Below are 13347 nucleotides of genomic sequence, written 5' to 3'. Positions count from 1 at the left end.
GTGAAGACGTTGCGTCGATTTCGACGATGTTTCGTTCTCGCCGCCCGCGGGACCAATTAGACGCCGAGATAGCGCTGCAGCAGCTCCGGCTGCGCCTTCAGCTCCAGTGCCGGCCCCTCATGTACAATGTGGCCGTTGTTGATGATGTAGATCCGGCTCGCCAAGGCCAGCGTCGCCGCGAGATTCTGCTCGACCAGCACGATGGTCTGCCCCGCAGCCGCCAGATCGCGGCAGGCCTTGACGAGGTCGTGGACGATCACGGGTGCAAGACCCTCGAACGGCTCGTCCAGCAGCACGATCTTGGGATCACGCACCAGCGCCCGCGCGATCGCAAGCATCTGCTGCTCCCCGCCGGAGAGTTCGGTGCCGCGGTTGCTGCGACGCTCCTTCAGCCGGGGAAACATCTCATAGATGCGGCCGAGCGGCCAACGCTTCGGCGCGGTGAGCCCGGCAAGGAGGATGTTCTCCTCCACTGAAAGGCTGCCGAATATCCGGCGTTCCTCGTGCACCAGCTGCATGCCCGTCTGCGCGATCTTGTGGCTTCTGCGTCCAGCGATGTCGATGCCGTCGAACTTCACGGTGCCGCTACGCGGCGTTACAACGCCCATCAGGCTCTTCAGCGTCGTGCTCTTGCCGGCCCCATTCCGGCCTAGCAGCGCCACGACCTCGTGACGCTCGACGCGCAGGGCGACGTCAAACAGGATGTGCGAGTCCCCGTAATAGCTGTTCAGGCCGTGGACCTCGATCAGGCTCATGCGGCGATCTCTCCATGCACGCCGCCGAGATAGGCTTCCTGCACCGCGGCGTTGGTCTTGATCTCTTCAGGCGTGCCGGACACCAGCACGCGGCCTTCCTGGAGCACGGTCACGCGCTCGACCAGCTCGAACAGCGAATCCATGTCGTGGTCGATGATGATCATGGTGCGGCCGCGCGCGATCGATTTCAGCAGCTCGACGGTCTCCACCCGCTCGCGCGGGCTCATGCCGGCGAGCGGTTCGTCGAGCAGCAGGAGGCGCGGCGACGTGGCGAGCGCAAGGCCGATCTCCAGCCTGCGCTTCTCGCCATAGGCGAGCTCGGACACGGGCGTGTCGGCGCGGCGGGTCAGGTTCACCAAAGCGAGCGTGTGCTCCACCTGCTCCGTCAGGCCCTTGACGCCGGCAAGCGTGCGGAACAGATCGAGGCGGAACTTGCCGCGCAGCTCGGCGAGCGCGGCGATCGTCAGGTTCTCTCGTACCGTGAGGCCGGTGAAGAGCTGGTTGACTTGGTAGCTCTTGGTGAGCCCGAGCTGGCAAACCTCCGTGACCTTCAGGCCTGTGATGTCGCGGCCTTCGAACACGATCTGGCCCGATGTCGGCGCGACCTCGCAGGTCAGCATCTTGAAGAAGGTCGACTTGCCGGCGCCGTTTGGACCGATGATGCCTCGCAGCTCGCCCTGATCGACGCTGAAATCAATGTCGCTGTTGGCGACGAGGCCGCCATAACGCTTGGTGAGGCCGGTGGCTTTGAGGATCGGTCCGGAATAAGCTGGATGCTCGACCTCCTTGGCCAGCATCGGCGCCGACGGGGATTCCTGCTTCGCCTCGGTGTCGGTCGCGTCTCCTTCAGTCTCGTCTTCCGTCCGCTTGCGCCTGCCTGAAGCGAGGCGATAGAGATCGGAAATCCCTCCGACGATGCCGCCGCGCAGGAAGCAGACCAGCAGCACGAACACGACGCCGAGCACGAGCTTCCAGGCTGCGCCCAAGCCGAGCGCGGACTGGAGGAAATCCTGCAGGAACAGCCACACCGTTGCGCCGACCAGCGGGCCGAACAGCGTGGCCCTTCCGCCGATCGCTGTCTGCATCACGAGCTGGCCGGAGGTGTCGAAGGTGAAGGCGTCGGGCGGCATGAAGGCCTGGAGCACCCCGAGCAGGCCGCCGGCGAAGCCCGCGTAAGCGGCGGCGATCACGAAGGCGGTCAGCTTGTAGCCGTGGATATTGTGGCCGACGGCGGTGGCACGCAGCGGATTGTCCCGGATCGCGCTCAGAATTGCGCCGACCGGCGAGCGCACGATCCTGAGCGCGATGATGACGCCGACGAAATAGCACAGCGCGATGAATTGATAGAGCGACCAGCCATTGGTGAAGTGGATGGTGGTGAAGCCGAGATTGAAGCTCGGGGTCGGCACGCCCGGCAGTCCGTTCTCGCCGCCGGTGAAATCGGAGAGCGGATTGAACTCGACGAAGAAGAACACCTCCGCGATCGCCACCGTGATCATGGCGAAGTAGATGCCGGTGCGGCGCAGCGCAATCAGGCCGATCAGATAGCCGGTCGCCGCCGCCGCGATCATGCCGATGACCAGCGCGCCCAGCACGTTGCTGAAGCCGGCGCGGGTCAGCAGGTAAGCGGCGACGAAGCCGCCGGTGCCGTAGAAGGCGGACTGGCCGAACGACAGCAGGCCCGTGAAGCCGAACAGGATGTCGAAGCCGAGGCCGAACAGGCCCCAGACCAGGATCCGGTTCACCGTGTTGGGCGCGAAGCCAAGGTGAGGCAGCACGAAGGGAGCCACGATCAGGCCGATGGCCGTCAGTGTCTCGGTCAGGAACGGGCGTTGCTTGAGCATCAGCGGATCACTTATTCGCGGCCCTGCGCGCCGAGCAGGCCATGCGGTCGCACCACGAGCACGAGCGTCATCGCCGCAAACAGCATCACATAGGCATAGCCGGGGTTGAACATGGAGGTGACGCTGATGATCTCACCGGCGATCAGGCCACCGAGGATCGCGCCGGGGAACGAGCCGACGCCGCCGATCACCACCACCACGAAGGTCTGGACCAGGATGTCGTCACCTATGCCCGGTGTCAGCGACACCACGGGCGCGTTGACGATGCCGGCAAAGCCGGCGGCCATTGCGCCGATGCCGAATACGACCATGAAGACGCGATAGACGTTGATGCCGAGCGAATCGACCATCACCGAATCCTCGATGCCGGCGCGCACAATCATGCCGAGCCGGGTGCGGTACAGGACCAGGAACAGCGCACCGAGCGCGATCGCGACGATGCCGACTACGGCGAGACGGTAGGTGGGATAGAACATGAAGCCGAGATTGGTGATGCCCCGGAACAGCGCCGGCGGCGGCACGATCTGCGATTGACTCGAGAACACCAGACGCACCAGCTCGACGAAGCAGATGCCGAGCCCGAAGGTCACGAGCAGCTGGTCTTCGTGCGGGCGATGATAGAAGTGGCGGATGATGAGACGTTCCATCGCTACGCCGAGCAGCATCACGAACAGCGAGCCTGCGATCACGGCGAGGATGAACGATTCAGTGTACTGGTAGGCGACGAAGCCGGCATAGCCGCCGATCATGAACATCGCACCATGCGCGAGGTTGAGCACGCCGAGCGTGCCGTAGATGATGGTCAAGCCGGAGCTGATCAGCGCGAGCAGTGCGCCGAGCGCCAGACCGTTGAACAGCTGCGAAATGAGGTTAGGCCAACTAATCATGCAATGATCACGGTTGTGGCACCCTAGTGCGCGCACCAAAAACAAGGTGACGCCGCAGGAGCCGGAAGGGGCCTACGGCGTCACGGGAGAAACGCACTGGCTCAGCTATAGTCGCCGAGATGGCAGCCGAACGCGTCCGGCTTCTGCATCAGGCCTTCGCCCGGCACGATCTCGACGACGTCGTACCAGTCTTCCTTGCTCTTCATGTCCTTCTGCTGCTTGCCCTTGACGATGATCACGGGGCGGACGCACTGATGGTCTTCGGGACGGTAGTGCACGTCGCCGACGAGCGAGGGGATCGTCTCGCCCTTCTCATAGGCCTTGATCACATCGGGCGGATTGAAGCTGCCGGCCTGCTCGCACATGCGGGCCCAGTGCGCGAAACTGACATAGGCGTTCTCGGCGCCCCATTCCGGCTTGTAGCCGTACTTCTTCTCGAAGGCCTCGTTGAACATCTTGGCCAGCGGGAACTTGTCCTCGAGCGTCCACCAATAGTCGGTAGCGGCGTAGACGCGTTGCATCAGGCCGCCGGTCTCGCGCGCGATGAACGGCACCTGATACGGGACGACCAGCTTCATCTTGTCGAGCACGCCGAACTGCTTGGCCTGCTGGGTCGACAGCACCGCGTCGTGGCCCCAGTTGACGTTAATCAGAACGTCGGCGCCTGAGTTCGCAACGTTCAGAAGATAAGAGGAGTAGTCGGGCGCCCCGAGCGGCGCGACCTGGTTGGTCACGGTGGTCCAGCCTGCGGTCGCGAGGAAGTCCTGCATCGACTTCGTGACGGTGTGACCGTAGGTGTAGTCCGGCGTGAGATATGCCGCCTTCTTCGCCTTGCCGAATTCCTTGACCATGATGGGGCCGATCGCCGCCGCGGCCGTCTGACCGAAGAAGTTCTGGCGAAAACCGTACCGGACGCAGTCCTTTCCGGTGGTGTCGTTCGAGCCTGAGATGCCACACACGAATATCACATGCTCGCGCTGGGCGAGCTTGTTGAGCGCGACCGCCACCGCGCTCGACGTGCCGCCGGTGATCATGATCGCCTTGTTCTCGCTGATGAAGCGCTGCTGCGCCTGCACAGCCTCGTTCGGCTTGGCAGCGGAATCCGCGACGCCGAACTTCAGTTCCTTGCCGAGCACGCCCTTGCTGGTCTTGGGCGAGATCTTCTTGATCAGCTCATGGCCCTCGTTGATGTGCTCGATCGCGAGTTGATAGCCCTTGAGCTCGTCTTCGCCCTGCACGGCATAGGTGCCGGTGCGCGGCACCGAGATGCCGATGAAGGCGGTGGAACCCGAGACGCCCGCGGGATAGGTACCGATCGCCGGCTTGTCCTCGGCAAAGGACGGCATCGCGGGCAGCACCGAGCCGCCGATGAGACCCGCCGTGGTCTGCAGCAGGCCACGGCGTGAAAGGCCACGGCGAATGGGACTATCAGTCATGATCGTTTCCTCCGATGTCGTCCTTGATTGCTGGCACAGCACGACCTGTCCCGGGCAGCGGGCCTCAAAGGCCTGCGTGCGCCGGGCACATCACATCCGCGTGCAGCTCTTGCATGTAAACATTGCTCGTGAACGTCTTCTGTCAATTTCGCCTTTGGTCGAACGGCGCAAATTGTCTCGTGAAAACATATCGTATCACGATATATATTAGTCTTTGTGAGTAGTCTCCGACGAGCTTGACGAGGCAATGATGCGGAACACGATGGCGGCAAGCGTTCGAAGGCGACGATCCTGGTCTCAGCAAGCGGATCGGCAAGAGGCTCCGTTATTGGAGCGAGAGGCAAGCACGCAGCGTGTTCCGACGCAGGCTGACAAGGGTTCCTGCCAACCGCGCAACCAGACGGTCGGCAAAGTCGGAGCGGCCATTGGCTCGGTTCAGGCCGAGCGTGCGCCCGCGCCGATGAAGCGACTGAGCGTGCGCGCCCAGAATGTCCTGAAGGAACTCGCGCTCGAACTCACCGGCGAGCAGTCGCCGAAGGGGAATTGGTCGCCCTCGCGCGAATTGCTGCGGGCGCTGACGGCTGAGCGTCTTGCAGCTGCCCGCAATTGCGGTCCTCAAACCTTGAGGGAAATCGTCGACTGGGCCCAGGGCTGCGGGGTGACGATCAGGCCAGTGATCCCTCCCGGCGGGTCGCTCTCGCAGATGTGGAGCGGACTGATCGCCAACGCGTCCGCGGGTGTCTTAACCCGTGCTGAGGTCGTCGGCGCGCTCCAGCGTTCAGTCCGGCGCAAAAGTGTGCGTATTCCGATTGCGTTTCAGATCGTCCTGGTCAAGATTCTTCTGTCTGGTATCGAATAGATCGCTAATAGCTGTGTGTCGCTTCCCCGACCGATGGCCCGACGAACCGCCTTCTGCTACTTTTGAATAATGCTGCCTCACGCACGGCAAGGCCGGAAGCCCACAAGATGGTTCGATCGAAAAAGGCGCAGCGCATCAAGGAAACTGGGTCCCCTCAGCGGCGGGCTCGACGCACCATGCGCGAGTCCGACTACGCAGCATTGGCACATTTTCGATTTCAGATCAGGAGTTTTCTTGCGTTCAGCGAAGCAGCTGCTGCGCAACAGGGATTGACGCCCACACAGCACCAGGCCCTGCTCGGCATCAAAGGCTTCGTACCCACGGGACCGGCTACCATCGGCGACGTGGCAAGGTTTCTTCTGATCCGCCACCACTCGGCCGTCGAATTGATCGATCGCCTGGCCAAGCTTGGACTGGTAAGCCGCGTCGCGGATCCGGCAGATGCACGACGAGTACATCTCAAGCTGACCAGGACGGGTGAGCGGAAGCTAAAATCTCTCTCGCAGAAGAATCTCGAAGAACTCCGCCGCGCGGCGAGCCCGGCCTTCAGTCAACTGCTGGGGTCGTTCGAAGCTAGGACAATTCCAATTCAGAAGCACAGGCTCTGAGCGGCTGCGTCCGCTCGGCCCGCTTGTGCGTCTGCGGCGCACCTCCCTGTCATGTACCGGGCGTCTCGGAATGGCATGCCCGCGCAGCCACGGCATGGCCCGCGCGACTTTGCCGCCCGGTTATATGGCACGCAGACAGGGGCCAAGCCGAAGCAAGACCCCTTTGCTGCTGCGCGGCCTACTTCTTGTTCGTACCCGAGTCCGTCGACCCATTCGGGGATGTAGTCTGGTTCGCACTCGGATGATTAGCTGTCGACGAGTTTCCGCTCGGCGACGGCTGGTTAGCCTGACCAGTCGTAGTCGACGGATTAGGCGAGTTCCGTCCCGTCGTTGAAGACGGCTGGTTCTGCGCCTGGCCGGAATTATGGTTCGGTGCCTGCTCGGCCGTGTTCTTCTGGTTCGTGGGCTGCTTCGACTCAGCGGTGCCGGCGTTCAGCTGGTCCGTCGGTTGACCCGTCTGGCTCCGAGCAGTGCCGGTACCGGATTGTCCCTGACCGGTGGCGGCCTGGTTGCCGGTTGGGGTCTGCATCCCAGCCGAGTTCTGAGCGCCAGCGGACGTGGATTGTGACTGGATGCTTTGGTTTGCCTGCTGGCTCAGCCGGTTGGAGACGCCAAGCGACGAAACCGTGCGCATATCGATGGTGCCCGTCACAGCGATCCCTTGCTGTCGCTGATAGACGGTGATTGCCTCGCGAGTCTCGGGGCCCCAAATGCCGTCGGCTTCGCCATGCAGAATGCCACGGTCGATCAACACGCGCTGGATGACGCGGATGTCATCAGCCGGTAGGTCAACGGCCGCTAAAGTGCTGCTGCCGCTACTCGTGCCGCCCCCATGGCTGGCAGCGCCGGCGAAGCGCCCGCCGGCACCGACCGGCACCACGTCGACGATGCGACGATCATGGTCGACAATCACGACCTCATCCTCCACGACGAAGAAGCTATCGTCGCGATAGGCAGGGAAAACATCGATCAGAGCCGGATACGTGGAAACCGAGGCGATTGTCACGCTGGATGGAACCGCGATGCCGGTACGAACCTGGAAATTGATCGAGCTGGCGTTGATGTGGGGAGCCTTGCTGGCCTGCACGACCGACTGCTGCAGCGTCGTGCGCTGCTCCGCCGTCACCTGCTTGCCACTCTGGGTCTGAGTACTGGCCGAGATCTGATTATGAGCCTGATCCTGCGCGTCGGTGCGGCCCTGTGCCGCATTCTGGCTGGCTGAGCTCGAATTCTGCTCCTGTGCAGTTTGGCCGGATCCGCTCTGGCGGCTCTTTGTCTTGTTGTCGGCGTTGGCGTCGCTCTTGCCCTTGTCCTGCGTACGGTCATCCGCCCGCTGCTTACTGTCACGGTCGGACTTGGCCTGACCGGCCGCCTGATCCTTGCCCTTTTGGCCGTGCTGCTGAGCATGGTCCTTACTACTATCGCGCTCCTCCTTGCTGGCTTCATGCTCCTTGCTGGATTCCCCTGAGCGGCGCGTATTGTCGCGGTCCGCCGTCTGCCCTTTGCTGCTCTCCCGCGAGCCTTCAGCGCGGCCCTGCTCATGCGAGCCGGATTCCCGGCTCTGCGCCCGGCTGGCCTCGCTGTTTCCTGCGGAGGGGCCTTCGGCCTGCTCACTCTCGCGAGATCCTGATCCTCGGCCTTGTGTCATTGATTCATTGTGGGAAGCACCTTCCCGACTGGAAGCGCCGCTGCCCGCCCCACCGGCATGGCCACCGGACATTCCTTTTTCAGGCGTCCCGCTCCCCGCCCCTCCTCCGCTCACACCCTGTGCAGACGCAAGGCCTATGCTGGCCAGCAGCATCGCTGTCGTGACCAAAAACCTGCTCTTCATTCTTTTCATGCTGCATTCCTCCTCTCGGTTGTTCGCTAACTCCAATTGGATGAGGCGGACAAATCGATGCAGTCTTGCAATGCGAATGTCCGTCGCCGAGCAACTGGCAGAGGAGAGGATCGTTCCTCGTAGCGGGGACCTCTGTCAGCTTCTTTGGAGGCCGAAGATCGTCGAGAGATACGCTGACCACTGCCCGAAAGAGCGCGCACCGCCAGACAATGGCAAGCCGATTGTCGACGGAGGAATCCAATCGGGCGCCGCTCGGCAACGATCAGCGGCCTATCCGGTGAGCAAACCCGAAATCAGGGCTGCCTCAGCCAGCGCGGCGCAAGCTGATCGATTCAAACCGGAAGTTCAAGCTGCATTCGTCTCAACGCAAACGAAGTAGATCACACACTCGAAGACAGCCGAAAAGGCGGCGCCATCTGCGATGACACCGCCTTGGCCAGCCCGCGGTGAAAGTGCGACAGTGGTCGGTCTCAGTACTTGAATTCAGGCATCTTCTTCAATTGATCCTTGTCGGCATTCAGCACCACGTGATCCGGATACCAGTTGTCATTGCGGTTTACCGACGTCGACGCACTTCCCGTCGTCACCGAGCTTGCGCTTCCGGTCTTTCCGGCACCAGCGTTCGACGCCGTATTCACCGGTACTTTCGAGAATTTCAGCTGATCGAAGGCTACGGCAACATTGTGCTCGCCCATTCCAAGAAAGCCGCCCACGCCGATCACCACATTGGCAACCCGGCCGCTGGAATCCAGGATCAGATCGTTGATGTCGCCGATCTTCTCATTGCTGTTGTTGTAGACGTTCACGCCAACCAATTTCGACGCACGCCATTCGCCTTGCTTGTGCATCGATGCCGTCGAAGCAGTCGTTGATTGATTATTGGGCGCCGTAGCTGTCGCACCGCTCTGGGGGGCTTGCGCCAAGACTGGTGTCGCCATCAGCATCGCTGATGCGATAAGGCAGAGAGTTTGAGTTTTCTTCACGACGATTTCTCCTTGTTGTTAGATCATCGTCAACTCGTGTCGCGATCGGAAGTTTCGTATCGTCGGATTCGCGGTACGCCCGCGGACATTCATCCGACCAGCTTGAGGCGGCTGCGCATTTTTTGGCGCAGCATTGCGCGCGTGACAGAAGGGTTGCAAATGATGAACTCGACCATGGCGATGATGTCATCTCTGGTCCGATGACAGCAGGGGTTCTCGTAAGCAGCGAGCAGTCGTTGGGCCTCCTCCACGGCGGCCACCAGGACCTCAGCGTCAGTTCGCATCTTGATGTCTTGCGACGACATTTCCCGCCTCTCTGCCAACCTGTTTCGAACCGTGGGTACTGCTCGGTCCCCTACGAGTGAACCAGACTGCCGCTACGCTACCCAGAATATGCAACACGCAGGGGCGGTACCGGACAAGGGCGGTTGTGCGCCGCGAGAATGATGCTCTGACAATCGCACGACATCGTCTTGAGCCTGGCCGGATCCATCACAACCAATCCCGCTCTCCGGCATCCAATCACGCCTTCGCGCACCATATTTCCTAGAGCAACCGTAACGCCGGCGCGCCTGACCGCGAGCGCATTGGCGATATAGCTGTGCGTAAAAGGCACCTCGAGAGATCCGAACCTGTCGCTTGCGACCAGTAGCCAGCGCGCCAGACGCTGGTGCAGCGAGTGCCTGGCATTGCAAGCCGACAATTGCGCGCTGTGAATCAGCGTCGCCTGCACATACCCAAGAAGAAGTTTCTCGATCTCGACGTCTCGCTTGATCAAGGGGATCAGCTGCACGGACGGGATACGCAGCGCCTGCCCCCGCATTCGTACGCTGCAGCGATGCGGCGAGACGTGCATGCCGAGGACAAGCGGCACACCAACGAAATCCTTCATCCCGAGGGTATGGATCTCGACGGGCAAGCAGTCGCCCGCCCGGGTCGTGACGGAACATCCGCCCGAATCGATGAAATATGCGTATCGCAAAGGCATGCCGCGATCGTAGAGAATTTGCCCCTTGTTCAGAGGTACCGTCTCGCAACTATCGAGCAGGCGAGATCGCGACGACGCCGACAGCCGTGCCACGAGCTCGTTTCCGCCAACGGCGCAGAAAGCGTCATCTTCGCGGGGCCGGCCCACGTCGAGTTTGTCATCGAGTAACAGCCGCGACGATGATGAATGTTCCATGTCAAGCCAAATTCTAGACCGCAACAATGATTGCCTGTAGCATGAGCTGGATCGAAGCATCCTGGGAGTCAGGGTGGCCATCGGGCTGTGTCGGGAAAAACCTGACTTGCAACAGAAGCGTCGAGGAAGAGCCGAAACGTGGTCGTTTGGCCGTCTCATTTGAATCCTGCTGGCTTGGAAAGGCCGGCGTCGAGCGCCCGGCGCGCGGCCCGCCGTCCCCTGATCCTTGTCTTCATTGCCGCAGCCATGCCCTTGGCGCTTTTTGCAGGATGGGTCGTATTCCTGAATGCTCAGCAACAACGCCGTGGCTCCCAGACGGCCGCGGTGGAGACGCTGGACAACGTCGTCAACCGCCTGGCTTCCGAAATAAGTCTCCAGCTCGAGATCGCCGAAACTCTTGCAGCTTCCGCCACGCTCGATAAGCCGGATCTCGATGCATTCTATCGCGAGGCTACACGCATCAACGAAGCCCGCCTGCTTTGGCAGACGATTCAGCTCGTCGATCCCGATGGGAATCAGGTGCTCGACGTTAGCCGCCCACTCGGAGACGGAATGCGCGTCATCGCCGATCGCGAGAATTTCGAGCAGATCCTGAAGACGAGGAAGCCGGCGATCGGCGGAATTGGCCCCCGAAGTCCTCTCACCGGCAAGCGCGTGGTTGCGGTCAGGGCCCCGGTCGAACGCGACGGGCAGTTGAGGTTTGTGTTGACCGTGGCTCTGGTGCCCGATGCGATCAACCAGATCTTGAAGAGCGCAGGAGCACCGGCAGGTTGGGTGGGCTTTGTCGTCGACGCCAAGGGCAATATCGTGGCCCGCACCTTCGGCGAGCAATCCGAACTCGGGCAGTCTGCAAGCGCCACGGTCCGCGAAGCGATCGCCTCCGCGCCGGAAGGAAGTTACGTCAAGACCACACCCGCCGGCGACCAGGTCGATTCGATCTACAAGGTCATTCCAGAAACCAGCGGATGGTCGGTTCATTTTGGAATACCGACGCAGGAGCTCAACGGTCCGGTGCAGCGCTCTGCGATGTTTCTCGCCGGCGGAGGAGTCCTGAGCTTCGTACTGGCCCTCACACTGGCGTGGTACACGATCCGCGACATCTCGCTTCGCCGGCGAGAGCAAGAGGCACAGGCAGCATTGGCGCTCAGTGCCAGTGAGGAGCGACGCAGGCTGACGATCGATGCGGCAGACCTTGGCGTATTCAGTTGGGATTTTACGACCAGAGAAGCGCTGGTATCGCCCCGCGCACGCGAGATGCTCCAGATCGAAGGCTCGCGCTCCGACGGCGACATGAGCCTGCCCGTCGAGCGGATGCTGAGCAGCATCGATCCTGCTGACCAACAGAAGTTTGAGGCATCGCTGCTCAGTTGCCGTTCGGGGAACGTCGCAATCGCCGATTTTCGTACCGCTCCACCTCATGGCAGGTGGCTGCGAGCCAGCGGACGCCTCTCCAGGCTCGACGAAAACAATCTGGACGTTGTATACGGGGTCATCCTGGATATCGATGAGACCAAGCGGGCCGAGCTGGAACGGCAGCAGTTGCTCAGACGTCTTTCGGAGGCGGAGGAGAACGAACGTCGTCGGATCGCAAGAGAACTCCACGACCAGATCGGCCAGACGGTCACGGGGCTCCTTCTCGGCCTGAAGGGCCTCGAGCCATTCTTCGGCGCAAGCCAGAAACGGAAGCTCGGCTTGGAAAAGCTCAATTGGTTGCAAGGGCTGGCAAGGGGGATCGGCCGCGATATCCATCAAGTCGCCGCGGATCTGCGGCCGACGGCCCTTGACGATCTCGGCCTCTACAAGGCGCTCGAAGCGTTTTGTGCCGAAATCCAGCGCCGCTTCGGGATGAGTGTCGATTTTCAGCCGCTGGGCAAAAGGGATCGCCTCGGTCAGGACGTCGAAATAGCGGCCTATCGGGCCGTCCAGGAGGCCGTAAACAACGTGGTCAAGCACGCCCGGGCGAGAAACGTCAGTGTTGTGATTGATCGGCGCGCAACAGAGCTGAGGATCGTCGTCGAAGACGACGGCAACGGCTTCGACCTTAAGGGGTTCTCCCGTAGTGACGGCCGCCATGCAAAATTAGGCCTCTCCGTCATAGAAGAGCGCCTGACGCTGTTGGGCGGATCGTTGGCGATCGAATCCGAGCCCGGTCATGGCACGTCGCTATTCATGAGAATTCCGCTGCCAGTAGAGGAGATGGGCTATGTGCCCGATCCGGATCACGTTGACTGACGATCACCCGCTCGTCCTGGCCGGTATGAAAGCCTTGCTTCAGGACGTGGTGGACATCGAAATCGTTGGCGAAGCCACCGATGGACAGACCGCGCTCGACGTCATCCGGCAGACCACACCCGACATTGCCATCCTGGATATTTCGCTGCCGGGCGTCAGCGGGCTGGAAGTCGCCCGCACGCTGGCAACTCAATTGCCCCAGGTCCGTCTGCTCGCGCTGACCGTGCACGAGGATCACGCCTACGTCCAACCCATGCTGCAGGCGGGAGCCCGTGGCTATCTGTTGAAGCGCTCGGCGGCCGACGAACTCGAGCGTGCCGTCCGCGCGATAGCCGGAGGCGGACTGTATCTGGACCCCGCAATCGCGGAGAAGGCTCTTCCGTCTACGCAGGGCGGCCATTCGTCTTCGGGCACCGCCGCAACCAGCGAATTGACACCGCGCGAAAGCGAGGTTCTCAGACTGATCGCACAGGGTTTCAGCAACAAGGAAATTGCAAATCAGCTGAGCATCAGCATCAAGACAGTCGAAACCTACAAGGCGAGGGCCGTGGAAAAACTTGGGCTGTTCACGCGGGCCGACATCGTGCGCTATGGCGTCGCATTAGGGTGGCTAGGTCATCCCGGGAAAGGCGTGGATCAAGTCTGAGCCATCCCGGCGAAGTATATGGAGGCGATTGACGTCAGGATTTTCCCGACGAAGCGCGCTCATCTCCCGACTGC

The 13347-nt window shown here is 61.7% G+C and carries 12 protein-coding genes; 4 read left to right on the top strand and 8 right to left on the bottom strand.

What is annotated here, in order from left to right; genetic code table 11:
• Nucleotides 1-56: 56 nt before the first annotated feature.
• From JQ580_RS28155 to JQ580_RS28140, 4 genes are all read right to left on the bottom strand, one after another.
• Nucleotides 57-755 (bottom strand): ABC transporter ATP-binding protein, encoded by a 699-nt coding sequence (locus JQ580_RS28155; RefSeq protein ID WP_212283730.1) that lies wholly within the window; start codon nucleotides 753-755, stop codon nucleotides 57-59.
• Nucleotides 752-2599 carry a branched-chain amino acid ABC transporter ATP-binding protein/permease gene (locus JQ580_RS28150; protein ID WP_212283728.1) on the bottom strand — a complete coding sequence of 616 codons (1848 nt, stop codon included), beginning with the start codon at nucleotides 2597-2599 and terminating at the stop codon, nucleotides 752-754. The genes JQ580_RS28155 and JQ580_RS28150 overlap by 4 nt, the downstream gene beginning before the upstream one ends.
• Nucleotides 2600-2610: 11 nt before the next feature.
• Nucleotides 2611-3486, bottom strand: coding sequence for a branched-chain amino acid ABC transporter permease (locus tag JQ580_RS28145; RefSeq protein ID WP_212283726.1), 876 nt, complete (start codon nucleotides 3484-3486; stop codon nucleotides 2611-2613).
• 101 nt (nucleotides 3487-3587) lie between these two features.
• Nucleotides 3588-4922 (bottom strand): substrate-binding protein, encoded by a 1335-nt coding sequence (locus JQ580_RS28140; protein ID WP_212283724.1) that lies wholly within the window; start codon nucleotides 4920-4922, stop codon nucleotides 3588-3590.
• A 328-nt stretch (nucleotides 4923-5250) separates the two neighbouring features.
• Here JQ580_RS28140 and JQ580_RS28135 point away from each other — a divergent pair, with 328 nt between their 5' ends.
• Nucleotides 5251-5781, top strand: a complete 531-nt coding sequence (locus JQ580_RS28135) for a hypothetical protein (protein ID WP_249134486.1) — start codon at nucleotides 5251-5253, stop codon at nucleotides 5779-5781.
• Between the two features lie 107 nt (nucleotides 5782-5888).
• The gene (locus JQ580_RS28130) at nucleotides 5889-6389 is read left to right on the top strand and encodes a MarR family winged helix-turn-helix transcriptional regulator (RefSeq protein WP_212283720.1); all 501 of its coding nucleotides are present in this window, start codon (nucleotides 5889-5891) and stop codon (nucleotides 6387-6389) included.
• Between the two features lie 178 nt (nucleotides 6390-6567).
• On the opposite strand, the gene JQ580_RS28125 is transcribed toward JQ580_RS28130, so the two are convergent.
• The 4 genes from JQ580_RS28125 to JQ580_RS28110 all read right to left on the bottom strand — a co-directional run bounded on the left by JQ580_RS28125 (nucleotide 6568) and on the right by JQ580_RS28110 (nucleotide 10395).
• Nucleotides 6568-8229 (bottom strand): peptidoglycan-binding protein, encoded by a 1662-nt coding sequence (locus JQ580_RS28125; RefSeq protein WP_249134484.1) that lies wholly within the window; start codon nucleotides 8227-8229, stop codon nucleotides 6568-6570.
• Nucleotides 8230-8699: 470 nt separating this feature from the next.
• Nucleotides 8700-9173 carry a PRC-barrel domain-containing protein gene (locus tag JQ580_RS28120; protein ID WP_212283805.1) on the bottom strand — a complete coding sequence of 158 codons (474 nt, stop codon included), beginning with the start codon at nucleotides 9171-9173 and terminating at the stop codon, nucleotides 8700-8702.
• Between the two features lie 128 nt (nucleotides 9174-9301).
• A complete protein-coding gene (locus tag JQ580_RS28115; RefSeq protein WP_212283718.1) occupies nucleotides 9302-9517 on the bottom strand; it encodes a hypothetical protein in 216 nt (71 codons plus the stop codon).
• A 77-nt stretch (nucleotides 9518-9594) separates the two neighbouring features.
• Complete coding sequence (locus JQ580_RS28110; protein WP_212283716.1) at nucleotides 9595-10395, bottom strand: Crp/Fnr family transcriptional regulator; 801 nt, start codon at nucleotides 10393-10395, stop codon at nucleotides 9595-9597.
• 138 nt (nucleotides 10396-10533) lie between these two features.
• On the opposite strand from JQ580_RS28110, the gene JQ580_RS28105 reads away from it, so the two are divergent.
• Both JQ580_RS28105 and JQ580_RS28100 read left to right on the top strand, forming a co-directional pair.
• Nucleotides 10534-12627 (top strand): sensor histidine kinase, encoded by a 2094-nt coding sequence (locus JQ580_RS28105; RefSeq protein WP_212283714.1) that lies wholly within the window; start codon nucleotides 10534-10536, stop codon nucleotides 12625-12627.
• Nucleotides 12599-13273, top strand: a complete 675-nt coding sequence (locus tag JQ580_RS28100; RefSeq protein WP_212283712.1) for a response regulator — start codon at nucleotides 12599-12601, stop codon at nucleotides 13271-13273. Before JQ580_RS28105 ends, JQ580_RS28100 begins: the two co-directional genes overlap by 29 nt.
• The last annotated feature ends 74 nt before the right edge of the window (nucleotides 13274-13347 follow it).

It is taken from the genome of Bradyrhizobium sp. SZCCT0148, assembly GCF_018129985.1.
Taxonomy (GTDB): Bacteria; Pseudomonadota; Alphaproteobacteria; order Rhizobiales; family Xanthobacteraceae; genus Bradyrhizobium; species Bradyrhizobium japonicum_H.
Note: the sequence above shows the minus strand (reverse complement) of the source record. Positions and strands in the feature narration are given on the sequence as shown.

Bases quoted from the DNA above. Each gene is read 5' to 3' on its own strand.
- JQ580_RS28155 (WP_212283730.1), bottom strand. From the start codon at position 755: ATGAGCCTGATCGAGGTCCACGGCCTGAACAGCTATTACGGGGACTCG.
- JQ580_RS28150 (WP_212283728.1), bottom strand. From the start codon at position 2,599: ATGCTCAAGCAACGCCCGTTCCTGACCGAGACACTGACGGCCATCGGC.
- JQ580_RS28145 (WP_212283726.1), bottom strand. From the start codon at position 3,486: ATGATTAGTTGGCCTAACCTCATTTCGCAGCTGTTCAACGGTCTGGCG.
- JQ580_RS28140 (WP_212283724.1), bottom strand. From the start codon at position 4,922: ATGACTGATAGTCCCATTCGCCGTGGCCTTTCACGCCGTGGCCTGCTG.
- JQ580_RS28130 (WP_212283720.1), top strand. From the start codon at position 5,889: ATGGTTCGATCGAAAAAGGCGCAGCGCATCAAGGAAACTGGGTCCCCT.
- JQ580_RS28125 (WP_249134484.1), bottom strand. From the start codon at position 8,229: ATGAAAAGAATGAAGAGCAGGTTTTTGGTCACGACAGCGATGCTGCTG.
- JQ580_RS28120 (WP_212283805.1), bottom strand. From the start codon at position 9,173: ATGCTGATGGCGACACCAGTCTTGGCGCAAGCCCCCCAGAGCGGTGCG.
- JQ580_RS28115 (WP_212283718.1), bottom strand. From the start codon at position 9,517: ATGTCGTCGCAAGACATCAAGATGCGAACTGACGCTGAGGTCCTGGTG.
- JQ580_RS28110 (WP_212283716.1), bottom strand. From the start codon at position 10,395: ATGGAACATTCATCATCGTCGCGGCTGTTACTCGATGACAAACTCGAC.
- JQ580_RS28100 (WP_212283712.1), top strand. From the start codon at position 12,599: ATGTGCCCGATCCGGATCACGTTGACTGACGATCACCCGCTCGTCCTG.